At 61.1% G+C, this 24,234-nt stretch carries 26 protein-coding genes and 1 pseudogene; 11 read left to right on the forward strand and 16 right to left on the reverse strand.

Going from position 1 to position 24,234, the window contains the following annotated elements:
• Positions 1-190 precede the first annotated feature (190 nt).
• The 6 genes and pseudogenes from HKK52_RS06625 to HKK52_RS06650 all read left to right on the forward strand — a co-directional run bounded on the left by HKK52_RS06625 (position 191) and on the right by HKK52_RS06650 (position 4,448).
• A complete protein-coding gene (locus HKK52_RS06625; RefSeq protein WP_169370108.1) occupies positions 191-1,171 on the forward strand; it encodes an aliphatic sulfonate ABC transporter substrate-binding protein in 981 nt (326 codons plus the stop codon).
• A gap of 47 nt (positions 1,172-1,218) precedes the next feature.
• Positions 1,219-2,055 (forward strand): ABC transporter permease, encoded by an 837-nt coding sequence (locus HKK52_RS06630; protein ID WP_169370109.1) that lies wholly within the window; start codon positions 1,219-1,221, stop codon positions 2,053-2,055.
• Positions 2,056-2,151: 96 nt separating this feature from the next.
• Positions 2,152-2,772, forward strand: a pseudogene (locus HKK52_RS06635) (ABC transporter ATP-binding protein); the annotation flags it as partial.
• A 29-nt stretch (positions 2,773-2,801) separates the two neighbouring features.
• Positions 2,802-3,482 carry an SOS response-associated peptidase family protein gene (locus HKK52_RS06640; RefSeq protein ID WP_169370111.1) on the forward strand — a complete coding sequence of 227 codons (681 nt, stop codon included), beginning with the start codon at positions 2,802-2,804 and terminating at the stop codon, positions 3,480-3,482.
• 274 nt (positions 3,483-3,756) lie between these two features.
• On the forward strand, positions 3,757-4,029 hold the full coding sequence (locus HKK52_RS06645) for a hypothetical protein (RefSeq protein ID WP_169370112.1): 273 nt from the start codon (positions 3,757-3,759) through the stop codon (positions 4,027-4,029).
• Positions 4,030-4,220: 191 nt separating this feature from the next.
• Positions 4,221-4,448 carry a DUF6555 family protein gene (locus tag HKK52_RS06650; protein ID WP_169370113.1) on the forward strand — a complete coding sequence of 76 codons (228 nt, stop codon included), beginning with the start codon at positions 4,221-4,223 and terminating at the stop codon, positions 4,446-4,448.
• A gap of 85 nt (positions 4,449-4,533) precedes the next feature.
• Here HKK52_RS06650 and HKK52_RS06655 read toward each other — a convergent pair whose 3' ends face one another.
• The 3 genes from HKK52_RS06655 to HKK52_RS06665 form a co-directional block, all read right to left on the reverse strand.
• Positions 4,534-4,692, reverse strand: coding sequence for a hypothetical protein (locus HKK52_RS06655; protein ID WP_169370114.1), 159 nt, complete (start codon positions 4,690-4,692; stop codon positions 4,534-4,536).
• Between the two features lie 61 nt (positions 4,693-4,753).
• Positions 4,754-5,068 carry an AzlD domain-containing protein gene (locus HKK52_RS06660; protein WP_169370115.1) on the reverse strand — a complete coding sequence of 105 codons (315 nt, stop codon included), beginning with the start codon at positions 5,066-5,068 and terminating at the stop codon, positions 4,754-4,756.
• Positions 5,065-5,763, reverse strand: a complete 699-nt coding sequence (locus HKK52_RS06665; protein ID WP_133836102.1) for an AzlC family ABC transporter permease — start codon at positions 5,761-5,763, stop codon at positions 5,065-5,067. The genes HKK52_RS06660 and HKK52_RS06665 overlap by 4 nt, the downstream gene beginning before the upstream one ends.
• A 161-nt stretch (positions 5,764-5,924) precedes the next feature.
• On the opposite strand from HKK52_RS06665, the gene HKK52_RS06670 reads away from it, so the two are divergent.
• On the forward strand, positions 5,925-6,299 hold the full coding sequence (locus HKK52_RS06670; RefSeq protein ID WP_169370116.1) for a DUF2784 domain-containing protein: 375 nt from the start codon (positions 5,925-5,927) through the stop codon (positions 6,297-6,299).
• A 138-nt stretch (positions 6,300-6,437) separates the two neighbouring features.
• Here HKK52_RS06670 and HKK52_RS06675 read toward each other — a convergent pair whose 3' ends face one another.
• Positions 6,438-8,015, reverse strand: coding sequence for a sensor domain-containing diguanylate cyclase (locus HKK52_RS06675; RefSeq protein ID WP_169370117.1), 1,578 nt, complete (start codon positions 8,013-8,015; stop codon positions 6,438-6,440).
• A gap of 227 nt (positions 8,016-8,242) precedes the next feature.
• Positions 8,243-8,770, reverse strand: coding sequence for a DUF3087 domain-containing protein (locus HKK52_RS06680; protein ID WP_169370118.1), 528 nt, complete (start codon positions 8,768-8,770; stop codon positions 8,243-8,245).
• Between the two features lie 217 nt (positions 8,771-8,987).
• Between HKK52_RS06680 and ppnN the strand changes: the two genes are divergently transcribed.
• Complete coding sequence (ppnN, locus tag HKK52_RS06685; RefSeq protein WP_169370119.1) at positions 8,988-10,361, forward strand: nucleotide 5'-monophosphate nucleosidase PpnN; 1,374 nt, start codon at positions 8,988-8,990, stop codon at positions 10,359-10,361.
• A gap of 232 nt (positions 10,362-10,593) precedes the next feature.
• On the opposite strand, the gene HKK52_RS06690 is transcribed toward ppnN, so the two are convergent.
• Entirely contained in the window at positions 10,594-11,616 is a 1,023-nt protein-coding gene (locus tag HKK52_RS06690) for an alpha/beta fold hydrolase (protein ID WP_336604963.1), read from the reverse strand.
• A gap of 226 nt (positions 11,617-11,842) precedes the next feature.
• Between HKK52_RS06690 and HKK52_RS06695 the strand changes: the two genes are divergently transcribed.
• From HKK52_RS06695 to HKK52_RS06705, 3 genes are all read left to right on the forward strand, one after another.
• Positions 11,843-12,583 carry a response regulator gene (locus HKK52_RS06695; RefSeq protein WP_169370120.1) on the forward strand — a complete coding sequence of 247 codons (741 nt, stop codon included), beginning with the start codon at positions 11,843-11,845 and terminating at the stop codon, positions 12,581-12,583.
• A 173-nt stretch (positions 12,584-12,756) separates the two neighbouring features.
• Positions 12,757-13,140, forward strand: a complete 384-nt coding sequence (locus HKK52_RS06700) for a hypothetical protein (RefSeq protein ID WP_169370121.1) — start codon at positions 12,757-12,759, stop codon at positions 13,138-13,140.
• Between the two features lie 169 nt (positions 13,141-13,309).
• On the forward strand, positions 13,310-13,555 hold the full coding sequence (locus HKK52_RS06705; RefSeq protein WP_169370122.1) for a hypothetical protein: 246 nt from the start codon (positions 13,310-13,312) through the stop codon (positions 13,553-13,555).
• 163 nt (positions 13,556-13,718) lie between these two features.
• On the opposite strand, the gene HKK52_RS06710 is transcribed toward HKK52_RS06705, so the two are convergent.
• The 10 genes from HKK52_RS06710 to HKK52_RS06755 form a co-directional block, all read right to left on the reverse strand.
• Complete coding sequence (locus HKK52_RS06710; protein WP_169370123.1) at positions 13,719-15,146, reverse strand: FAD/NAD(P)-binding protein; 1,428 nt, start codon at positions 15,144-15,146, stop codon at positions 13,719-13,721.
• 13 nt (positions 15,147-15,159) lie between these two features.
• On the reverse strand, positions 15,160-15,927 hold the full coding sequence (locus HKK52_RS06715) for an ABC transporter ATP-binding protein (RefSeq protein WP_169370124.1): 768 nt from the start codon (positions 15,925-15,927) through the stop codon (positions 15,160-15,162).
• Between the two features lie 3 nt (positions 15,928-15,930).
• Positions 15,931-17,271 (reverse strand): ABC transporter substrate-binding protein, encoded by a 1,341-nt coding sequence (locus HKK52_RS06720; RefSeq protein ID WP_169370125.1) that lies wholly within the window; start codon positions 17,269-17,271, stop codon positions 15,931-15,933.
• Between the two features lie 25 nt (positions 17,272-17,296).
• Positions 17,297-18,346: a branched-chain amino acid ABC transporter permease gene (locus HKK52_RS06725; protein WP_169370126.1), complete on the reverse strand. Its 1,050-nt coding sequence runs from the start codon at positions 18,344-18,346 to the stop codon at positions 17,297-17,299.
• A 4-nt stretch (positions 18,347-18,350) separates the two neighbouring features.
• Positions 18,351-19,232: a branched-chain amino acid ABC transporter permease gene (locus tag HKK52_RS06730; protein WP_169370127.1), complete on the reverse strand. Its 882-nt coding sequence runs from the start codon at positions 19,230-19,232 to the stop codon at positions 18,351-18,353.
• On the reverse strand, positions 19,232-20,008 hold the full coding sequence (locus HKK52_RS06735) for an ABC transporter ATP-binding protein (RefSeq protein ID WP_169370128.1): 777 nt from the start codon (positions 20,006-20,008) through the stop codon (positions 19,232-19,234). The genes HKK52_RS06730 and HKK52_RS06735 overlap by 1 nt, the downstream gene beginning before the upstream one ends.
• Positions 20,005-20,910: an acyl-CoA synthetase gene (locus HKK52_RS06740; protein ID WP_169370129.1), complete on the reverse strand. Its 906-nt coding sequence runs from the start codon at positions 20,908-20,910 to the stop codon at positions 20,005-20,007. The genes HKK52_RS06735 and HKK52_RS06740 overlap by 4 nt, the downstream gene beginning before the upstream one ends.
• A 176-nt stretch (positions 20,911-21,086) precedes the next feature.
• Positions 21,087-22,490 carry an LLM class flavin-dependent oxidoreductase gene (locus tag HKK52_RS06745; RefSeq protein WP_169370130.1) on the reverse strand — a complete coding sequence of 468 codons (1,404 nt, stop codon included), beginning with the start codon at positions 22,488-22,490 and terminating at the stop codon, positions 21,087-21,089.
• A complete protein-coding gene (locus tag HKK52_RS06750; protein WP_169370131.1) occupies positions 22,490-22,927 on the reverse strand; it encodes an acyl-CoA dehydrogenase in 438 nt (145 codons plus the stop codon). Before HKK52_RS06750 ends, HKK52_RS06745 begins: the two co-directional genes overlap by 1 nt.
• A gap of 10 nt (positions 22,928-22,937) precedes the next feature.
• Positions 22,938-24,131: an SfnB family sulfur acquisition oxidoreductase gene (locus HKK52_RS06755; RefSeq protein WP_169370132.1), complete on the reverse strand. Its 1,194-nt coding sequence runs from the start codon at positions 24,129-24,131 to the stop codon at positions 22,938-22,940.
• Positions 24,132-24,234: the final 103 nt, after the last annotated feature.

The raw sequence follows: 24,234 nt of genomic DNA on the forward strand, positions 1-24,234 counted from the left end.
CAGCAACAGTGGCGAAACAGACTGTTGCGCTGGGTACATCGATTGACCCCTCCAAGCCCCGCAAAGCCCCGGAAACCGGTGAAATCCGCCACATGGCACAGAGCCTGCAATATTCCTTTTATGCAGGAAGCATTCATTAAAACCATTAATCAGGACATAAGAATCCCGTTGCCTTGCCGGAGTTTCATCCATGAGTACCCTGTTCCGTTTCCCCAAAGCCAGGCACCTGATCAGCGCCGTCGCCATCGCCCTGAGTTTGCAACCCCTGGCCCAGGCTGCCGAAACCACCCCGGCCGAAGTGCATCTGGATTACGCCTATTACTCACCGGTCAGCCTGGTGCTCAAGCACTTCGGCTTCGTGGAAAAAGCCCTGCCCCAGACCAAGGTTGGCTGGGTATTGAGCCAGGGCAGCAACCGCTCGCTGGAATACCTCAACAGCGGCGGCGTGGATTTCGCCTCCTCCGCCAGCCTCGCGGCGGTGTTGAGTCGCGCCAACGGCAGCCCGATCAAGTCGGTGTACGTTTACAGCCGCGCCGAATGGACCGCGCTGGTGGTGCGCAAGGATTCGCCCTACAAGACCGTGGCCGACCTCAAAGGCAAGAAAATCGCCGCCACCAAGGGCACCGACCCGTACTTGTTTACCCTGCGCAGCCTGCAACAGGCCGGGCTGAGCAAGGACGATGTGGAACTGGTGCATTTGCAGCACCCGGACGGTCGCACCGCGTTGGAAAAAGGTGACGTCGACGCCTGGGCCGGGCTCGATCCGCACATGGCCGCGAGCCAGGTCCAGGCCGGTTCGCGGTTGCTGTATCGCAACACCCATTTCAACAGTTACGGCGTGGTCAGCGTCACTGACAGCTACGCCAAGGAACACCCGAAAACCATCGAAAGCGTGCTCAACGCCTATGAACAGGCGCGGGAATGGGCGGTGAAGAACCCGGAAGAATTGGCCAAGTTGCTCGCCACTGAATCCGGCCTGCCGCTGGAAGTGGCGAAGCTGCAATTGTCGCGCACTGATTTGAGCAGTCCGCAATTGACGGCCAAGGATGTGATTGCTTCCAAGGCTGCGGCGCCGATTCTGGTGTCGGAAGAGTTGGTTCGCAAAGGGGTGAACGTTGGTCAGGTTATTGATCAATTGATCGACACCAAGGAAACCGTGGCCCGTCAATAAAGAACGCAGCCCCCCTGTAGGGGGCTGTGATCTGCCTGGAGAACCCCATGACCAGCAAAAGCAAAGACCTCCCCGCGCACTTGGCACTACCTGCCCCTCGTCGACTGAATAATGCCTGGCAACTGCGCCTCAAAGGCCTGGCCCTGCCGGTACTGATCATCCTGATTCTGGAACTGGTCGTGCGCATCGGCTGGCTCCCCTCCTACCAAATGCCCGCCCCCAGCGAAGTGGCCCTGACCCTGCGCGACTTGGCCGAAGGCGCGCTGTGGAAGCACATCAGCGCCAGTCTGTTGCGGGTGCTGCTGGGCTTTGCCATCGGCGCCAGCCTGGCCCTGGTGTTTGCCGCGTGGGTCGGTTTGAGCCGCGAAGCCGAAGCTTATCTGGAGCCGACCTTCGCCGGTCTGCGTTCGATTCCGAGCCTGGCCTGGGTACCGCTGTTGCTGCTGTGGCTGGGCATCGACGAAACCTCGAAAATCGTCCTGATCGCCATCGGCGCCTTCTTCCCGGTGTACCTCAACGGCGTTTCGGCGATTCGCGACATCGACCGCAAACTGGTGGAAGTCGGGCAGATGTACGGCTTCAGCCGCGCTCGCCTGGTGCGGCGAATTTTGCTGCCCGCCGCCCTGCCCGGCCTGTTCACCGGGTTGCGCAGCGGCATGAGCCTGGCCTGGATGTTCCTGGTGGCCGCCGAACTGATCGCTGCGACCAAAGGCCTCGGTTATTTGCTCAGCGACGGCCGTGAAACCTCGCGCCCGGACATCGTGCTCGCCGCGATCATTGTGCTCGCGGTGCTGGGCAAACTCAGCGACGGCATCCTCGCCAGCCTGGAGAAACGTTTCCTGGCCTGGCGCGACACCTTCAACGGCCAAAGCGCGGAGGATTGAGCCATGACCGAACACCTTTTGGATATTCGCGTGGAGCGCAAAACCTTCGCCACCACCACGGTGCTCAACAACATTCATCTGCAATTGAAACCCCGGGAAACCGTGAGCCTGCTCGGCCCCAGTGGTTGCGGCAAAAGCACCTTGCTGCGGATCGTCGCCGGGCTGGAAAAGGACTTTCAGGGCGAACTGAAAAACAATGCCGGTGAAGTGGCGTTCGTGTTTCAGGAACCGCGCCTGATGCCGTGGCTGACGGTGGAGCAAAACATCGGTTTCAGCGCCGACAGCCATTACGACAAGGGCTGGGTCGCGCAATTGATCGAAGAAGTCGGCCTCGGCGGTTTCGCCCAGGCGCTGCCCAAAGCCCTGTCCGGCGGCATGGCGCAACGGGTGGCGATTGCTCGCGGGCTGTATTCGCGCCCGCAGGTGTTATTGCTGGACGAACCGTTCAGCGCGGTGGACGCCTTCACCCGGATGAAACTCCAGGACCTGCTGCTGCAACTGGCCGAGCGCCACGCCATCGCCCTGCTGCTGGTGACCCACGATGTCGATGAAGCGCTGTACCTGAGCGACCGGGTGTTGGTGATGGACAATCGGCCGAGCCGCATTCGACAGGAACTGGCGGTGGAGCTGGCGCATCCCCGTGATCGTCGCGATCCGCTGCTGGCGCAGCTCAAGGCCTTGTCGTTGACCGAGTTGCAGCGCGCCCACGTCATCTAAGCTGAAATCTCCAGTGGGAGGTTTCGCAGATGTGCGGACGACTGTCGCAGTACCGAGGCATTCACGACTTCGTGGCGGTGTTGAGCATTCCCGACGCGCTGATCAACCACGTCGGCGATGAGCCGCTGGCCCGCTACAACGCCGCGCCCACGACGCAACTGGCGCTGTTTCATCGGCAAAGCGATGGGCTGCACGCCGACAACGTGCGCTGGGGCTGGCGTCCGCACTGGGCGAAGGATCGCGCGGCACCGATCAATGCCCGGGTCGAGAAAGTCGCCCATGGCCCGTTTTTCCGCGCCATCTGGCCGCACCGGGCCATTTGCCCGATCGACAACTGGTTTGAATGGGTCGATGCCGGGGATTCGACGCGCCAGCCGTGGCTGATCCGTCATCGCGACCACACACCGATTTACTGCGCAGCCATCGGTCAGTTTCCGGCCGCGGGTGCCGAGCCTCGGGACGACGACGGTTTTGTCATCATCACCGCCGACGCCGCAGGCGGCTTGCTCGACGTCCACGACCGACGCCCGGTGGTGTTGTCGGCAGAGCTGGCGCGGGAATGGCTCGACCCGGCCACGCCCAGGGAGCGTGCGGAACAGATGGTGTTGATGCAGGGCGAAACCAGCGACAGTTTCCAGTGGTACAGGGTGGGTAAGGCCGTGGGCAATGTTAGAAACCAGGGCGCCACGTTGATTGACGAGCTGCCTTGACGGTTATCCAGCGAGCCTGAGTACCCTTACTGAAAAGTTGCCTATATAACCAACGCACTCAAACGTTACATCAAGTGTTTCAAGCACGAGACACCACTATAACTGCGGCTGTTTGACGCATAACCGCCGGTCTGACATTTCAAACGTCATACATACATTCAACAGGACTACAGATAGCATGCGCGCCGCATTTCCATAAGCATGCCCAGTTGACCAAAGAGTCAACAACCTCAGGAAATCCCTACAATTTTTACACGCCTTGCAGAGAAATAAGTTGCGCGACGATTTTGCAATCAAACAAGTCGACGGGTTGGAGTGTGTCTATCTTTCGATGACAGAACACTTGCAACTCAACTGCTTTATCGGCAATTACATAAAAACTCGAAACCTGCGCTCGGTCGCTGATATCGAGGGCATTCTGCGCTCCACGCTGCAACACTATCCGGGCAAACCGCCGGTGATGGTGAATGAAGTCAACGCCTGGATCGACAAGACCCTCGGTTACCGCGCCGCCCACCCCGACTTCCCTCAGCTGGAAGACGCCTGACGCCACGCTCGCGGGTCATACGGCAGAAGAACTGAACGAACCCGCCCTGCAAACACTCTGAACATTGAGGCCACGCTGGCCTCTTGTTTTTCAGGCGCCCCTATTTCTGCATGACGCTTGCACCGCAAATCTTTCTGAATTCTCCGCTCAACGACTAAGCCGATGGCCTGGCTGGCTCCAAAAAGGAATACATGAGCGAACTTGTCCCTTATGCCGTGCATTACCTGCTCGACGGTGTGCGACAACACTTTTTCAAACTGGCGGCGGGGTTTTCCGATGTAGAAGCGATCCATTCGGCTTCTGCTCACGCCTATCCCGAATCCGAGCGCAAGATTGCCTCCCACGCGAGCCTCGAAACGGCGCGCGATAAAGCTCAGCAATTGGGTATTACGCAGATTCGCTGGAATGAGGCGATTTAAAGCATCGATGCAAAAAAGATCGCAGCCTCCGTTGGCCCCCACAATCTCGTAGGCACTGCCGAAGGCTACGATCTTTTGTTCTTTCTCAGGGATTAAGCGGAATCTCTACATCACGGTCCGACAATTCCTTGCCATCGTCCGGATGCTTCCAGTCCGGCGTCGATCGCCGTTGCCGCTGGATCTCCTCTTCGCTCGGTTCATCCGTGTCTTCATCCATGTCCGGCTGCTTGGGTTCGGTTGCCATGTCCACCTCTCTTCCTGAAGGGATATCAACTTCAAGCGTAGAACACTTCCGTGCGCCCGGCTCACAGCCACCAACGCAGCAAAAAGAAGAAGCCCATGCTCAACAGCATGCTGAGCAACGTACTGCGCGTGTAAATCACCAACCCCACCGCCACCAACGAACTGAGCAGATAAGGGTTATCCCACTGCAAATTCAGCTGTTTGTCCGGCATGAACACAATCGGCCCGCAGATCGCCGTAAGCATGCCCGGCACCGCGAACCCGAGAAATTGCCGTGCATTGCTGCTCAACCGTAGCGGCAATCGCGGTTCGAGGAACACATAGCGGTTTAAAAATACCAGCACACCCATGCCGATAATCACTACCCAAACGATCATGTGCGCTCCCGATACAGCTTGTTGCAGATAAACCCGGCGGTCATGCCCGCCAGCCCCGACAACACCAGGGCCGAGCCCCATTGCCAATAGCTGAACAGCACCGAACAGAACAGCGACACCGCCACGCAGACCACCGTTGGCACGTTGCGCACCACTGGCGTGATCAGGGCGATAAAGGTCGCGGCGATGGAGAAGTCCAGGCCCAGATGTTCCAGCCCCGGAATGCTGCTGCCCAGGACGATGCCGGCCAGGGTGAACAGGTTCCAGGCGATGTAGAACGTCAGCCCCACGCCCAGGGCGTACCAGCGATTGAACTGTTGTTTGTCGTGTTGGCTGGTCAGCGCGAACAGTTCATCGGTGAGCAGAAAGCCCAGCCCCACCCGCCAACGACCCGGTAACGGTGAAATCACCGAACGCATGCTCATCCCGTACAGCAAGTGCTGGGAGGTCAGCAGCAGCGTGGTCAACAGAATCGAAAAGACCCCGGCGCCACCCTTGAGCATGCCAATCGCGACCAGTTGCGCGGCACCGGCAAACACGATGCTCGACAAGCCCTGGCCTTGCAGCGGCGTGAGGTTGGCCTCGATGGCCATCGAGCCGGCCAGCAGCCCCCAGGGCGCGGTGGCCAGGGACAACGGCATGATCGCCGCCGCGCCACGCAAAAACGCGCTGCGCGGCATGAGTGAGTTCGACATAACGCTCTACAACCTGGGGAAAGACCGCCGACTGTGCCAGCAGACGCGGCCGAAGGCTTGAACAATCTTGCGCACTTGTGGCGTTCGCACTGAATTGATAGAGCGCAGGCCACCGGCCCGAGTAACATGGCGCTATTCACTTGAAGAGTCAGGGAGTCGACATGCTTTACCGAATCGCCGCCGACGGGTTGGTGCTGTTTCACCTGTTGTTCATTCTGTTCGTGCTGTTCGGCGGGCTGCTGGTGCTCAAATGGCGCCCGCTGATCTGGTGGCACCTGCCTGCCGCTGCGTGGGGTGTAATCGTGGAAGTCTTCCACCTGACCTGCCCGCTGACCTATTGGGAAAACCTGATGCGCGAGGCGGCAGGGCAAACCGCGTATGGCGGCGGTTTCATCGAGCACTACGTGTTGCCGGTCATTTACCCGGCCGGGCTGACCCCGGCGATTCAACTGGGGCTGGGCAGCGTGGTGCTGGCCGTCAACTTGGCGGTTTATGTGCGGTTGATCCGGACGTGGAAATTGCGTAGAGCCGCTTAACCAACACCGCCCCCGTAGGAGCAAGGCTTGCCCGCGATAGCGCCAGCACGGTTAACATGGATCCTCAGGCAGATCGCAGTGGCCGCATCGCGAGCAAGCTTTGCTCCTACAGTTCTGCCGTGACTGCTTTGTCTTATCTCAGTTGGCAATCACGCTCATGTTCCGGCCACTGGCCTTGGCCACGTATAACGCCTTGTCCGCCGCACTGACCAGGTCGTCAGGCGTGGCTTGCGACGCCGGGTCGTAAGCGCAGACACCCAGACTGACCGTGACCATGCCATCGGCACTTTCACTGTGCTCGATGCTCGCCAGTTGCACCGCGCGGCGGATTTTTTCCGCCACCAGGAACGCCCCGACATAGTCGGTGCCGGGCAACACCACCGCAAACTCCTCGCCGCCATAGCGCACGGCCAGATCGCCGGGGCGCTTGATGTTATCCGTGATGATCGCGCTGATCTGGCGCAAACACACATCGCCCGCCACGTGCCCGTAGTGATCGTTGAACAGCTTGAAGTGATCGACATCAATCATCAGCAATGCCAGGCCGGTCTGGCTGCGCCGGGCGCGGCCCATTTCCGCGACCATGAACAGATCGAACTGGCGCCGATTGGCCAGTCCCGTCAGCGCATCTTCCAGCGCCAGCAACTCAAGGCTGCGATTGACCTCGATGAGTTTTTCCTGGGCGTCGAGCAATACGCGTTGAATGTGATTCTGCTGCTTCATGACACGGATAAGCCGATAACCGAGTGCGCCAAGGATCCCCAGCAGCAAGGCCACGATGATTGCACTGTTTATGGACTGCTGGCGCCAGCCGCTCAGCACTTCCTGCTTGTTGAGGGCCGTAAAGACAATGAGCGGATAGCCGTCGACCCGACGAAATCCCACCACCCGCTCGACGCCATCGATGACCGACTTGACCGTTGCCGTACCGGAATTGCCAATGGGCAACAATTGGGTGAACAGCGGGCCCTTGGCGACGCTGCTGCCGATATCGGATTCGTTGAACGGTCGGCGCACGACGATAGTGGCATTGTTGGCGATCAGGTTGATCACGCCGTTCTCGCCCATGTCGATGCTGTCGTACAAATCCAGGAAATGGTTGAGATAGATCGTTGCCAGCGCCACGCCGGCGAAACTGCCGTCGGGATGATTGATCCTTCTCGACACCGTCATGATCCAGTCGCCGGTTGAACGGCTCTTGATCGACGGGCCGATATGAGGGCCCCGGTCGGAATGATCGCGATGGAAGATAAAGTACTCGCGGTCGGAGTTGCTGGCGCCCGGCATATTGGGACCATTGGAGTTGGCAAGCCAATGGCCGTTTTCGTCGAAAATGAACAAACCATGAAGTTGGGTCAACTCGCTGCGCTGGGCACTGAGCAAACGTTGCAAACGCGGCACCTGCGCCTGACTCATACCCTCGTTTTCAAGGCGATCCACCAGGGAAAACAGCAGCGTATCGGCCTGCTTGATCGAGGCTTGCGCCTGGGAGGCCAGTGTCTGCGCCAGGTTGGACATCGCCACTTCTTTGTCATGCAAGTGGTAATGACGCGAATTCCAGGCCTCCCAGATCGCCAAGGCAGTCATGGACAAGCACACCGCCAGCAGCAGCACCACCGCATAACGAACCTTGAGCTTGGCCTCGACCTGCTCGGCGAGCAACACCGCGCCAGACTCCAGGGCCTGGATATGAACCTTTACGGCTGGATGTCCCATGACGTTCCCTGAGTCTTGATGTAGAGGCGATGCTTCCTGATCGCTCTTGGGTCAAATGACCGCTTTATTATGCCCGATCATGGATCAGATTAGCTGATGTCGCGCTTTCAATGCCCAAACCGTCAGCGCAATCGCGAACACCGACGGCAACGTCACCGCCGCAAGATCCACCCGCAACGCCTCCGAAACCCTGGATCCCATACTGCAGATTGTGCCCACACCACGGTTCAGCGCGGCGTCTGTTTCAGCGCTTCAAGCCATTCCGGGTTCAAGCGCGTCTGCTCGGTGTCGAGGCCCAACGCTTCCATCCGCGCCTTATGCTGGTCCATTTCGCGGGTGAGTTGGCTGTGGTCGCTGGAGTTGGCGTCCAGTTCATGCATCTGGTGCAGCCCCAGGTGATAGAAACGCAGCAGCTTCATGGCGTCCGGATCATCCTTTTCCACCGCCGCCGTCACCTGATGCATGACATTGGTGACGCTCATCAGGCTGCGCTTGAGCCGCCAGCCATAGACGGCGGGCGCCATCCATTCCTCGTGCCAGAACCGGCCGCGCATCAGCGCTGCCATCAGCAACACCGCGACAAACACGCCGCCGACGTTAAAGCGCAGGTTGTCGCCGCCAGGCTCGCCGAACAGCGCCACCGCCGCGGTCGACAGCACCATCGCCAGCGCCAGGAAAATCAGGGCGATGATCACCGTGCTGCGCCGGGTCTGGCGTCGAAAGGTTTCGGCATTCATCGGCTGGATTTCGAACATAGTGGCAAGCGTCCTTGAATCAGTGAGCGAAAAGAGTGCGGGGCATTATCGCCTCTGCGGGGGATTTAGCTATGCTGGGGCTCCTTTTCATCTTTTCATCGTCAAACGGGGAACATGGCGAGACTGCGCAGTTCGTGCCATCTTCTTTCATGGATACATTTTATTCGGATGCCAATCGCTCCTCCTGTATGACTGGCATCGTTTTAAGGATCATTGAATGTCTCAACGCCAAGTAATCAATGCCTCGGTCAGCCCTAAAGGCAGCCTGGAAACCCTGTCCCAACGCGAAGTTCAGCAATTGAGCGAAGCCGGTTCCGGCAGCACCTACACCCTGTTCCGCCAGTGCGCCCTGGCCATCCTCAACACCGGCGCCCACGTTGATAACGCCAAGACCATCCTCGAAGCCTACAAGGACTTCGAAATCCGCATTCACCAGCAGGACCGTGGCGTACGCCTGGAACTGCTGAACGCCCCGGCCGACGCCTTCGTCGATGGCGAAATGATCGCCAGCACCCGGGAAATGCTGTTCAGCGCCCTGCGCGACATCGTCTACACCGAAAACGAACTCGACGCCCAGCGCATCGACCTGAGCACCTCGCAAGGCATCAGCGACTACGTCTTCCACCTGCTGCGCAACGCCCGCACCCTGCGCCCCGGCGTCGAGCCGAAGATCGTGGTGTGCTGGGGCGGCCACTCGATCAACACCGAAGAATACAAATACACCAAGAAAGTCGGCCACGAACTGGGCCTGCGCAGCCTCGACATCTGCACCGGTTGCGGCCCCGGCGTGATGAAAGGCCCGATGAAAGGCGCGACCATTGCCCACGCCAAGCAGCGTATCCACGGCGGCCGCTACCTCGGGCTGACCGAGCCGGGGATCATCGCCGCCGAAGCGCCGAACCCGATCGTCAATGAACTGGTGATCCTGCCGGACATCGAAAAACGCCTGGAAGCCTTCGTGCGCGTCGGCCACGGCATCATCATCTTCCCGGGCGGTGCCGGTACCGCCGAAGAGTTCCTGTACCTGCTGGGCATCCTGATGCACCCGGACAACAAAGGCCTGCCTTTCCCGGTGGTGCTGACCGGGCCGAAGCATGCGGCGCCGTATCTGGAGCAACTGGACGCGTTCGTTGGCGCCACCCTGGGTGACGCCGCGAAACAGCACTACACCATCATCATCGACGACCCGGCGGAAGTGGCGCGGCACATGACGGCCGGGCTCAAAGAGGTCAAGCAGTTCCGCCGCGAGCGCAACGATGCGTTCCACTTCAACTGGCTGCTGAAGATCGACGAAGGCTTCCAGCGCCCGTTCGACCCGACCCACGAAAACATGGCCAGCCTGCAACTGAGCCGCAGCCTGCCGGCCCACGAACTGGCAGCCAATCTGCGCCGCGCGTTCTCCGGTATCGTCGCCGGCAACGTCAAGGACAAGGGCATCCGCCTGATCGAAGAACACGGGCCCTACCAGATCCGTGGCGACGCAGCGGTGATGCAACCGCTGGACCAACTGCTCAAGGCCTTCGTCGCCCAGCACCGGATGAAACTGCCGGGTGGCGCGGCGTATGTGCCGTGTTATCAAGTGGTTGCATAACAAACATGAAGTAAGCCTTTACGTTGATCGTTCCCACGCTCTGCGTGGGAATGCAGCCCGGGACGCTCCGCGTCCCAGAAGCGGACGCAGAGCGTCCGTTGAGACATTCCCACGCAGAGCGTGGGAACGATCATGCGTCTTTCATGAGCGCCGCAGCCGCAATAGCGGGAGCTTCCAAAACGGTACTCACCACGCCATATTCCTACGCGGACGCGTGGGAACGATTAATGCGTTACAGGTGATCCGCATCAATCACCGCCTTGGCGAAGGCCTGCGGATCTTCCTGCGGCAGGTTGTGGCCGATACCGCCATTGATCAGCCGGTACTCATACTTGCCGGTAAAGCGCTTGGCGTAGTCCTCGGCAGCCGGATGCGGCGCGCCATTAGCGTCACCTTCCATGGTGATGGTCGGCACGGTGATGTTGGGTGCCTTCGCCAGTCGCTGTTCCAGCGCTTCATATTGCGGTTCGCCCTGGACCATGCCCAGGCGCCAGCGGTAGTTGAAGACGGTGATCGCGACATGATCGGGGTTATCCAGCGCCGCTGCGCTGCGGTCGAAGGTGGCGTCGTCGAAGGTCCATTTCGGCGAGGCGGTTTGCCAGATCAACTTGGCGAAGTCGTGGCGGTTCTTCTCGTAGCCGGCCTCGCCACGGTCGGTGGCGAAGTAGAACTGATACCACCATTGCAATTCGGCCTTGGGCGGCAATGGATTTTTGCCCGCGGCCTGGTTGCCGATCAGGTAGCCACTCACCGCCACCAGCGCCTCGACCCGCTCCGGCCACAGTGCCGCGACGATGTCCGCCGAGCGCGCGCCCCAGTCGTAGCCGCCCAACACGGCTTTCTTGATTTTCAGCGCGTCCATGAAGTCGATGACATCACTGGCCAGCGCGGCGGGCTGGCCGTTGCGCAGGGTCTTGTCCGACAGGAAATGCGTATCGCCATAGCCGCGCGCATACGGGATCAGCACCCGGTAACCCTTGGCCGCCAGCAATGGCGCCACTTCGCTGTAGCTGTGAATGTCGTAGGGCCAGCCGTGCAGCAGAATCACCACCGGACCGTCCGCCGGGCCAACCTCGGCGTACGCCACATTCAGCAACCCGGCGTTGACGTGATTCAGCGCGCCGAACGGGTCGGCCTTGAGGGTGGCGGCGCTGGCCGTCACCGGCTCCGCGATTTTAACATCGGCCTGGGCCGAAAATGCCGCAACGTTCAAGACCGCAAAGAAGCTGGCTGTAGCGAGTGTGTTCCAGTTCATGGTGATTTCCTCAGGGCTGCCAGTGAAGAGCGTTGCGAGGTCAGTCGCCTTGGCTCGATGGATCCCATTCAATCGCCCCGAGGTATCTGCCATGTGTCGTAAAAACCCCGCTATTAAGGCGTAAGGTGTCAAACAGGGCCCCGGATACAGTGTGATACAAAGCCCATGGGCAAGCAGGCCGTCGCTCCCTAAAATGCCAACGAGCAAATAATAAGAGGGTTGGGCAATGGAACATGTGAACCACATTCTGATTGTCGACGACGATCGCGAGATCCGCGAGCTGGTCGGCAATTACCTGAAGAAAAACGGCCTGCGCACCACCGTAGTCGCCGACGGCCGGCAGATGCGGCATTTCCTGGAATCCAATCAAGTCGATCTGATCGTGCTCGACATCATGATGCCCGGCGACGACGGCCTGGTGCTGTGCCGGGAATTGCGCTCGGGCAAGCACAAAGCCACGCCAATCCTGATGCTCACCGCGCGCAACGATGAAACCGACCGCATCCTCGGCCTGGAAATGGGCGCCGACGATTACCTGACCAAACCCTTCGCCGCCCGCGAACTGCTGGCGCGGATCAACGCCGTGCTGCGCCGCACCCGCATGCTGCCGCCGAACCTGCTGATCACCGAAACCGGCCGGCTCCTGGGTTTTGGCCGTTGGCGCCTGGACACCAGCGCCCGCCACTTGCTCGACGAAGACGACACCATGGTCGCCCTCAGCGGCGCCGAATACCGCCTGCTGCGGGTGTTCCTCGATCACCCGCAACGGGTGCTCAGCCGCGACCAGTTGCTCAACCTGACCCAGGGCCGCGATGCCGACCTGTTCGACCGCTCCATCGATTTGCTGGTGAGCCGCCTGCGCCAGCGGCTGCTGGATGACTCCCGGGAACCGACCTACATCAAGACCGTGCGCAGCGAAGGCTATGTGTTTTCCTATCCGGTGGAATTGCTCGGCGAGCAAACATGAAAGGCGTTTTGTATCCGTCTGTATAAGAACCCGCGATAGATACGAAGCAGCCGATTTCGTGGCGTTGCGGCACACATCACCGATACACCCCGGCGTTTAACTGTGACCACCAGATAGCACTGACCCACTCGGTGCTGCTGACTCACTCAACTTAAACGCACGGAGAATCACCCATGTTCAACTTCTCGAAAGTCTCGTCCCTGGCACTCGGTCTGGCACTGGTTGGCGGCCTCGGTCTGTCGAACCTGGCTTCGGCCAACACCCAAGCGGTGTCGCACACCTCGACCCAGCAACTGCTGGTGGAAGGTGGCTCGGATCGCCTGCAACAGAATCGCGTCGCTGAAGGCGGTGCCGATCGTTTGCAAGCGTTGCGTGAGCGTGTGGCTGAAGGTGGTTCCGATCGCCTGATCCAGAACCGCGTGGCCGAAGGTGGCGCCGACCGTCTGCAAGAACTGCGCGAACGGGTGGCGCTGATCAGCCCGAGCAATGCAGTACGCGGCGGTGTCGTGGTTGCGGAAAACCGTCCGGAATTCGGCTCGAAATATCAGCGCTACTGATCACGATCTACAACACGCCCGAAATCTACTGTGGGAACGAGCCTGTTCCCACAGGGGTTTTACGCTGGATCAACACGCTCGATATCGACTATGCGTCAGGGTGTTTTTTCATCGCCACGCTCCAGCACTAGAGTGGCGACATCTTCTTCCCACTCTCTGGAGCAACATCATGAAAAACCTCATCGGTCTTACCTTCGCCCTTACCGTCCTTGGCGCCACTTCGGCGTACGCCGCACCACAAGCCATTGCCGCCGTGAAAGTCGGCCACCCGGCCGCCCAGAACGTCAACACCGTTGGCGTCGACACCGAGCGCAAAGGCAGCGTCAACCTGCAACAGAACGCCGAACAAACCAAACTCTTCGTCGCGGAAAACCGTCCTGAGTTCGGTTCGAAGTATCAGCGGATCGATGCTTGAGTGTCGTGTGGTTTAGTCAAGTCTGACACCGCACCTGTGGCGAGGGAGCTTGCTCCCGTTGGACTGCGCAGCAGTCCCCTTCTTTGGGGGCCGCTTCGCAGCCCGGCGGGAGCAAGCTCCCTCGCCACAGGTTTTTTGTTTGACTGAAAATCTATCAAGCGCTTTAACCCGCTAGCCGCGCCGCCAACGCCTTGGCCTGGCTCGCCACATCCGTCACCGCCGTGCTCTCCCACCACATGCCGCGCAACGGCGGGCCCATGGCGAACAACCGTTGGGCGACCTGTCCGTCGGCATCGAGCACCGCACCATCCACTGCCGCAGCGATCCCCAGCGCCAACGGTCCCGGTTTGATCAGCCCACGCGCCAGCAACTGCTGTGGCAACGGTCGGGCAACCCGGCGCCAGTCGTATTCGATGCCGCTGGAGTTGATCAGCGCAGCCCCGCTGACCACCACGGTTTGCGCTTCGCCACGCCGCCGAATACGAATGTTCACGCCACCGTTCACCGAAGGCTCCAGCCCCTTGAACGACGCCGCTTGAATCCGCAACCGCCCTTCCCCGTGCAACCGTTCCACCAACTCCGCGCTCAACGGTGGCGAACGATGGTGATGACTTTCCCACCACGGCCGCACGTGCCGCACAAACTGCCGGCGCTGCACGTCCGTCGCCTGATTCCACAAGCGGCCAATGTGCGCGCGCACGGTGTCGAGCGGCGATTGCCAATCGATGCCCTGGGCGACGGCGTCCCGGCAATGCCGACGCAGCTCGCGCAGCAACTGGCGCGGCGTGCGAATGCTGTGATCCTCGGCCAGAAAATCCACCCACGCCGGCGGCTGGCGCCGGACATGCGGCAGCAATCCATGCCGGGAAAACACTTCGATGGGCCCGCGATGCCCGGCCTGTTCCAGCGACACCACGGCATCGACCATGGTCAGGCCCGAGCCGATGATCAGCACGGTGGATTGCGGGTCAAGTTGTCGCATGGCGGCCACGTCCCACGGGTCCAGCGCTGCCGCATTCAAGCCGCTGGATTCGGTCTGCGGCGTACGTGCCGCAGGGAACATCCCCGTGGCCAGCACTGCAAAAGCGCCCTGTAACTGCTGCCCGTCGCTCAAACTCAACCGTACGCAATCATCGAAGGCTTGCAGGTCCACCGCCTCGGCCCGTACGTGCTCAACCGAAGAGCCGTTCACCGCCCCAACCGTCTGCGCTTCCGCCAGACGCTGCTGCACATACAAGCCGAAAATCCCCCGTGGCGGAAACAACTCGCTGACCGGCACATGCTGCTCGTCCGACTCCGGCCAGCCGCCAGCGGCGATGTAATCGGTCAGCCATTGGGTCAGGTCATCGGCGTTGTCCGGGTCGACGCTCATCCGCGCCGCATTGCCGTTCAGCGTGTGGCCCAATTCGACCGCGCTATACGCCTCGCCCCGGCCCAGTTCGGCACGGGGTTCGATCACCAGCACTGAACGCTTGCCGGGTAAACGCAACAGTTGCGCCGCCAGCATCGCGCCGCTGAGGCCGCCGCCGATGATCAGGATGTCTGCGTGGCGGATGGCGTCGGTCGCCTGTCCGCTGGGGGTTTGATTCATCGCAATCTCACGGTCAATGTTTGCCTAGATAAAAGTCGTGCAAATCGCCTCGGGCCAGCAGCTCTTCGGCGCTGCCGGACAATACGACCCGTCCGGTGTCGAGCACATAAGCCTGGGACGCATACTTGAGCGCCACATTAATGTTTTGCTCGGCAATCAGGAAGCTCACCTGCTCGTCGCGATTGAGCTGGGCGACGATCTCGAAAATCTCCTGGACGATAATAGGCGCCAAACCCATGGAAGGTTCATCAAGCAGTACCAAAGTAGGACGCGTCATTAACGCACGACCGATGGCGACCATCTGCTGCTCGCCGCCGGACGTCAGGCCGGCCTGGGTCTTGCGCTTGGTTTTCAGGCGGGGGAACCAGGCGTAGATGCGCTCCAGGTCACGGGCCAGGTCCTGGCGACTCAAGCGCCGGACAAACCCGCCGCTGCGCAGGTTGTCCTCCACCGTCAATTGCGGGAACACGTGCCGACCCTCCAGCACATGGACCATGCCCTGGTGCACCCGCTCGCTCGGATCGATTCCGGCCAGATCACGCCCGAAAAACTCGATGCTGCCGCGACTGACCTCCGCCCGCTCGGCCCGCACCAGCCCCGAAATCGCCTTGAGCGTGGTGCTTTTACCGGCGCCGTTGGCCCCGAGTAACGCGACGATGCCGCCCTTGGGCACCGTCAGCGAGACCCCGGCCACCGCCAGGATCGTGCCGTCGTAGATCACTTCGATGTCCTTGACCAGCAACAGGTCATGGGCGGCGATGTCGCTGGCGGTTTGGCTCATGGCTTATTCATCCCCGGTGCAGGTGCGTGGCGTCAGGCCTTTTTCCTTGGCGAACGCCGCGGATTTTTCATCGATCAATGGCCGCAGCAAGGCGCGATCCGCCGCAATCCAGTCGCTGATCAGCGTCCAGTTGGCGCCGTCCCACTGCTGCACCCGCGCCGAACCGCCGCCCTCATGATCCTTGCACGACAACTTGAGGTTCTGCATCAACCCGAAGTAGCCCATGTCCTTGAGCCGCGCATCGTCGATATTCAAGTGTTCCAGGCCCCAGCGGCCTTCCTCGCCGTTGAGCGGACGTTTGCCGAACTTGCCTTGGGCGGTGCGGATCGCTTCGACCATTACCGCCGCGTTCACCAACCCGGAGTTGTAGTAGACGCTGCCGAAATTCTTCAGGTCCTTGAGGTCGCTTTTGCCCTTGTCGAGGATGTACTGCTTGAGGCGTTTGTGGATCTCGAAGTCGGTGCCGGCCGGGTATGGTGTCAGCGCCAGATAGCCTTTGGCGGCGGCACCGGCGGGCAATACGTCTTCGCTGGAGCTGGCCCAGATGTCGCCGACGATATGGTCCACCGGGAAGCCGAAACGTGCTGCGGTCTTCACCGCTACCGGCGTGGAAACGCCCCAAGTGCGCAAGAACACCCAATCTGGGTTGACCTGGCGAATCTGCCGCCATTGCGACGACTGTTCGTTGCCCGGATCCGCCACCGGAATCTGGATATTTTCGAAGCCGTATTTCTCGGCCAACAGTTTCAACGGCCCCAGGGTTTCGCGCCCGTAAGCCGAGTCGTGATAGACCGTGGCAATCTTCTTGCCCTTGAGTTTGTCGAAGCCGCCCTCGCGCTGGGCGATGTAGTTGATCAGGCTCGATGCCTCGCTGTAGAAGGTCAGCATCACCGGAAAGTTGTAGGGAAACACCGTGCCGTCGGTGGCTTCGGTACGACCGTAGCCAAGGGTGATCAGCGGGATTTTGTCGACCTCGGCGCGCTCGCTCAGGGCGTAAGCCGCCGGGGCGCCGTTGGGCGAATAGATCGCCACCGGGGCGCCATCCAGGCCGTTCTTGAAGCGCTCATAGCACTCGATGCCCTTCTCCGCCGTCCACTCGGTCTCGCATTCCTGCCAGACCAGTTTCACGCCATTGATCCCACCTTCCACCTCGTTGATGTAGTTCAGGTAGTCGAGCATCCCGGCCCACACCTGCACGCCGCTGGAGGCGTAGGCACCGACCCGGTAGGTGGCCAACGGGAAGAACTGCTGGTCCGCCGAGGCCTGGACCAGCGGCACTGCACTGCTGAACACCGCCAGCGTCAGGGCCGCACCGAGCAAGGAACGTTTCAAGGTTGCACGCATGTTGTCTCTCTATTCAGATAGGAATTCAGAAGCGCAGCGGCCAGTGGCTCAGCCGTTCACGAAGGTTGCCCAGCAGGCGAATCAGGCCTTCCGGTTCCTTGATCAGGAACAGGATGATCAGCACGCCAAAGATGATTTTTTGCAGGTTCTGTAGTTGCCCGGCGTCCACCGAACCGCCGAACATGGCTTGCCCGGCGTGGCTGAGCAGGATCGGCAGCAGACTGATAAACGCCGCGCCGACGAAGTTGCCGGCGATGCTGCCCATGCCGCCGATAATGATGATGAACAGGATCTGAAACGAGCGATTGATATCGAAACTGCTGGCGCTGGCGGTGCCCAGGTAAGCAAAGGCCCACAGCGCCCCGGCGATGCCGAGGTAGAACGAGCTGACGGCAAACGCCAGGTGTTTGTAGCGCACCACCGGGATGCCGATCACGGCGGCGGCGGTGTCCATGTCACGGATCGCCATCCAGTTGCGACCGATCTGGCTTTTCACCAGGTTTACCGCGACCCAGGTCAACAGCAGCACCGTGGTCAGGGTCAGCAAATAGCGGCCGACGGGGGTATTGAGGTCATGGCCGAACAGCGCCAGTTTCGGCGCGGAAATGGTCCCGGACGAGCCGTAGTTGTAGAACCAGGGGAATTTGACGAACAGCCACTCAAGGAAAAACTGCGCGGCCAGCGTGGTGACCATCAGGTAAAAACCCTTGATCCGCGAACTCGGCAAACCGAACACGAAACCCACCACGGCGCTGATCAATCCGCCGCCGAGCAGCGCCACCGGCAAACCCAATTCAGGCAAGCGCAGCAGAAAACCATAAGTGGCAAAGGCGCCAACCGCCATGAACCCGGCCGCACCGACCGACGTCTGGCCGGTATAACCGGTCAGTAAATTGAGGCCGAGCCCGGCCAGGGACAGCACCAGGAACGGGATCAGAATCGCGTTCAGCCAATAGTCGTTGCCAGTCAGCGGCACGATGACGAAAGCGATCAACAACAGGCCAAGCAAGGCAAACGGTACACGGCGCTGGACCAACAGCGATGGCGCGGTTTCGCGGGCAAGGGAAATCGACATGGGTTCAGACTCGCTCGATGGCGCGCTCGCCGAACAGACCGGCGGGACGGATGTAGAGGAAGGCCAGGGCCAGGACATAAGCGAACCACGGCGTGATGCCGCCGCCGATCAACGGGCCGATGTAGACCTCGGCAAGGTTCTCCGCCGCACCGACGATCAGCCCGCCGACAATCGCCCCGCCAATCGAGGTGAAGCCGCCGATGATCAGCACTGGCAAGGCCTTGAGCACCACCAGCGACAGGGAAAACTGCACCCCTTGGCGCGCACCCCAGAGCAATCCGGCGACCAGCCCGACCACGCCGGCCACCGCCCAGACGATCTGCCAGATGCGATTGAGGTTGATGCCAATCGACAACGCCGCAGTGGTGTCATCCGCCACCGCGCGCAGGGACACGCCGATCCGGGTCTTGTTGAACAGCAGCGCCAACACCGTCACCAGCACGATGGCGGCAGCAGCGGCGATCAGGTCGAACTGGCTGACCATCATCCCGCCGATAAACAGCGGCACGTCATCGATGCCCAGATCCAGCGCCCGCACCTGCGAACCCATCAAACCCTGGGCAAGCCCTTCGATGATGAATGACAGTCCAAGGGTGGCCATGAACAAGGTGATTTGCGAACGGTTGACCAGGGGCCGCAGCACCAGCCGTTCGATCAGCAACGCGCCGATGATCATCACCACGACAGTCAGCAACAGCGCCAAGGCAAATGGCACGCCCTGGTCGTGCAGGCTGACGAAGGTCAGCGCGGCGAACAGCAGCATCGAGCCCTGGGCAAAATTGAACACGCCGCTGGCCTTGTAGATCAGCACAAAACCGATGGCGACCAGCGAATACATGGTGCCGGCGAGCAAACCGCCGAGCAGGGTTTCGAAGAAGAACGTCATCAGTGCACCACTCCCAGATACGCCGCGATCACGTCGGGATCGGCCTGCACTTCGGCGGGTGTGCCATCGCCGACCTTGCGTCCGTAATCGAGCACCACGACGTGGTCGGACAGGCCCATGACCACGCTCATGTCGTGTTCGATCAGCACGACGGTGGTGCCGAGGTCGCGGTTGATGTCGGCGATGAACCGGGCCATTTCGTGTTTCTCTTCGGCGTTCATCCCGGCCATGGGTTCGTCGAGCAGCAACAGGCGCGGGCCGGCGATCAAGGCGCGGCCCAGCTCTACGCGTTTTTGCAGGCCGTAGGAGAGATTGCCTACCGGCACGTCGCGGTGGGCTTGCAGTTCGAGGAATTCGAGAATGCCTTGGGCCTGCTGGCGGAAGTCTGCGGCTTCTCGGCGGGCACGCGGTAGGTTGAGCGCCTGCTCGATAAAGCTGCTGCGCAAGTGCCGGGACAGGCCGGTGAGGACGTTGTCGATCACGCTCATTTTCTTGAACAGCGCGTTGTTCTGAAACGTGCGCCCGATGCCCCGGCGGGCGGCGGTCAGCGGGTCGATGCGTTTGAACGGTTGTTGCTCGAACACGATGGCGCCGGCATCGAACGGGTACACGCCGTTCAGCACATTGAGTAGCGAACTCTTGCCGGCGCCATTGGGGCCGATCAATGCGCAGATCTCGCCCCGGCGCACGTCGAAGGACAATTCATTGATCGCCTTCACGCCTTTGAACGACAGGGAAATGCCGCTGACTTGCAGGATGGAATCGGTCGAGCTCATGCGATGTCCCGTTTGAATTCGGCGAGCCAGGTTGGCGCGGGTTGAGCGTCAGGGGTGCGGGGGGCTTGCCAGATGAAATGCAGGTTGTGAAAGCCCAGCAGGCGGCGGACGCGGTTCTTGATCAGGCGTTGCAGGGGTTTTTCCGGGTGAGCGATGGCCCAGTCGCAGAGACGTCGGCGCCAGGTGTTTTGCGGGGCAAGGCGACTTTCGATTTCATCGGCCAGACGTTGCAGGCGTTCGGCGGATAGCAGCAGTCCGGACGGCGCCACTTCCCGGCGATCACGGCTGGCGCTGCCGGGGCTTTCCGGAAAAGCCAGGGGTTGGCCGCTGGCCAGCCATTGATCGAGCACCACCGTCAGGCCGTCCTGCCAATCGCTGCCCTCTTCGCTCCAGAGCTGGGCGCCGGCGAGGCCGAGGCGCAGACGTTGCGGCGGCTCCACCGGGCCGAGCAGTTCGGCGAAATTCAGCAGTGATTGGCCGTGGTTGAGCCACAGTTGTCGGGTTTGCCGTCCTTGGATGAAGGCGTGGGTGGGACGGCTGCGCCATAGCGCTTTGTGCAGTGACTCCGCATCGAGGGTGTCGGGCAGCGTCAGTACTTCACCGCCGACATGCCTCGCCGCCAGCGCCAACAGCAACAGATCCGGTTCGAAAGCACCGCTCAGGGCCAGCCGTGAATCCTCGGTAAAACCCTGCTGGCGCAGGCCATCGGCCAGCCGCTCGACATCGCGCAAGGCATCGATCCAGCGCCAGGCAAACCACTGGCCGTGACGCTTATGCCGCAGCGCGGTTTGCAGCGGACTGACCTGGCCCCAGTGGCGCAACTGTTCCAGAGCCTGGGGCGCCTTGACTTGCCATTCGGCAGTGTCCGCGGTGGGCGGACGCTTGAGTTCGTGCACGCTCATGGGGTGACCTCCTGTTCATGGGAAAAAGCGTGCGGTGGTCCGCTGGGCTGGCTCTTCATCTGCTCGTTCCCACGCTCTGCGTGGGAATGCCGCCATGGACGCTCTGCGTCCGCTGTTGGAGCTGGGGACGCGGAGCGTCCCGGGATGCATTCCCACGCGGAGCGTGGGAACGATCATCACGCCGACACCACCTTCTTCTCCTGCTGCCGCAACGCCGCCAGGTCCCGATACCCCGCCCCCGGGTGAATCTCCGGCAAGCGCGGCCCTTCGCCAAACAACTTCTCGCGCAAGGTCCCCGGCGCGTATTCGGTCTTGTACACCCCACGCTTCTGCAACTCCGGCACCAGCAATTCCACGGCGTCGATGAAGGTTTCGTGGGTCAGCGCATAGGCCAGGTTGAAGCCGTCCACGTCGGTGTCCTCGACCCACTCTTGCAACAGGTCAGCAACGGTTTCCGGGCTGCCGACAAACAACGGCCCAAACCCGCCAATCCCGACCCAATCGGCCAATTCATTCGGGGTCCAGACCTTGTTCGGGTCCGCCGTGGAGAACGCTTCCACCGCCGACTGAATCGCGTTGGTGTGCACGTGCTTGAGCGGTTCATCCGGTTTGAACTGGCTGAAATCAATCCCGGTCCAGCCGGAAATCAACGCCATCGCACCTTCGTAGCTGACCCAGGTTTTGTATTCCTCGAACTTGGCTTTGGCCTTGGCATCGGTCTCGCCGAGGATCACCGTTTGCAAGTTGAAGATCAGAATCTTCTTCGGATCGCGCCCCGCTTCAGCCGCGCTACGACGGATATCCGCCACGGTTTTCTTCAGCAGCACTTTCGAAGGTGCCGCGACAAACACGCACTCGGCATGCTCAGCGGCAAACTGCTTGCCGCGACTCGACGCGCCGGCCTGATACAACACGGGCGTGCGCTGCGGCGACGGTTCGCACAGGTGAATCCCTGGCACCTGGAAGTGCTTGCCGACGTGCTGGATCTCGTGGATTTTGCTCGGGTCGCTGAAGACCCGTCGCTCACGATCACGCAGGATCGCGCCCTCTTCCCAACTGCCTTCCCAGAGCTTGTAGCAAACCTCCAGGTACTCTTCGGCGAAGTCGTAACGGGCGTCGTGCTCGGTCTGGTTTTTCTGCCCGAGGTTCTTCGCGCCGCTTTCCAGATACGAGGTGACGATGTTCCAACCGGCGCGGCCCTTGGTCAGGTGATCCAGGGTCGAGAGGCGTCGGGCGAACGGATACGGATGCTCGAAGGACAACGATGCAGTCAGGCCGAAACCCAGATGCTCGGTGACCAGCGCCATCGGCGGGATCAGTTGCAGCGGATCGTTGACCGGCACCTGCGCTGCCTGGCGGATCGCCGCGTCACCGTTGCCGTTGTAGACGTCGTAGATGCCAAGCACGTCGGCGATGAACAGGCCATCGAACTTGCCGCGCTCGAGGATTTTCGCCAGATCGGTCCAGTATTCGAGGTCCTTGTACTGCCAGGAGCGGTCCCGGGGATGCGCCCACAAACCCGGCGACTGATGGCCGACGCAGTTCATGTCAAACGCGTTGAGTCGAATTTGGCGAGCCATCAAACGACGCTCCTGAAACTTGGAGGATGGATGCCGTTAAGGCGGAAATTGCCGATGAGATGGAGTTTCCAGCGCAGTGGATCATGCAGCGAGCCATGCAGCGCGGTGCGTTGGCCGGTGAGTTCAAATTCGGCGTTGCTCACGGCATTCAGGGCGTCGGCGCTGGCCAGGTGCGACTCGGCGATGGCGACGCTGATTTCCGTGTCGTCCTCGGCGCTGTGCAGAAAGTCTTCGGCACGTTCCAACAGTGCGGCAGCGACTTCGATGCGAATGTGCAAATCGCCGAAGCGGCTGATGACATAGGGATCATCCGTGGCCTGAGCTTGTTGGCGGACGAAACGCAAGGTCGCATCAAGCAGGCTGCGGGCGTTGTGCAAGTCGTGCTGACTTTTGGCCAGGGGCTCGTTGGCAGCAATCGGTTGGGTCAAGGCGTTCATGGTGGGCTCCTCAGTTCCAGGCGTGGCGCGCGGGCTTCACGCCGTTGAGCAGGTAGTTGCCGATCAGGTGGTATTTCCAGCGTGCCGGGTCGTGCAGGGTGTGGGTCCGGGCGTTGCGCCAGTGGCGGTCGAGGTTGTACTTGCCGAGCACCGAGCGGGTGCCGGCCAGTTCGAAGAGTTTGCTGCTGGCGAGCAAGGCGATTTCGGCGGACAGGACTTTGGCCTGGGCCACCACCACTGAGGCGTGGGCGACCGTGTCTTCGTTGGGGCTGATCAAGGCCTGGTCGATGGCCTGGCCGGCCTTTTTCAGAATGGCTTCGGTGCCGTGGACCCGCCATTCGAGGTCGCCGATGGCGGCGATGCTGAACGGGTCCTGCCAGCCGTGATCGTTACCGCTGTCGATCCACGGCCGGGATTCGCGGGCGTAACGCTTGGTTTCTTCCAGAGCACCGACAGCGATGCCGGTGTCGACGGCGGCCTGGATGATTTGCGAGATCGGGCCGTCGGCGGTGGGTTCGTCGAAGGCTTTGTGCGCCGGGATGACCGCGCTGCGCGGGACTTTCACCGCGTTCAACGTGACGCCACCGCTGGCGGTGGTGCGCTGGCCGAAACCGTCCCAGCTGTCGATCACCGTCAGGCCCGGGTTGTCGCGCTCGATGAAGGCGATGAACGCCTTGTTGTCTTCATCCACCGCCACCGCCGGCACAATGTGCGCAAACAACGCGCCGGTGCAGTAGAACTTCTCGCCGTCGAGTTGCGCGGTGTCCTGATCGAAACGAATGCGGGTTTCAAACGCCCCGGCGTTTTTGCTTTTGGATTCGGAAAAGGCGTTTCCGAAACGGTAGCCCTGCAGGACTTTGCCGAAGTAGTAGCGCTTCTGCTCTTCGGTGGCGGTTTGCAGCAGGATGTCGAGCACGCCGAGATGATTCTGCGGGATCTGGCCGAGGGACGAATCGGCGGCGGAAATGATCCTGATTACCTCGGCGACGGTCACGTAGGACACGCCGGCGCCGCCGTATGCCTTGGGAATGGTGATGCCCCACAGGCCACTGGCGGAGAATTCGTCCAGCTCAGCCACCGGCAGGCGTCGCTCGCGGTCGCGAACGCTGGCCTCGACGGCGAAACGTGCTGCGAGTCTGTGCGCGACGGCGATGGCTTCGGCGTCCGAGCGGATGACATGGGCGGTGTTGGGTGAGGTGGTCATGGGGCCGACTCCGTGGTTCCGGGTGAATACCCAAGACCTTTTGCAGGAGTCGTGCCTGATATTAAAAACCTTTTATTTCAATGCCTTGCATAGCCATCCAAGA

This window comes from Pseudomonas sp. ADAK2, from assembly GCF_012935755.1.
GTDB lineage: Bacteria > Pseudomonadota > Gammaproteobacteria > Pseudomonadales > Pseudomonadaceae > Aquipseudomonas.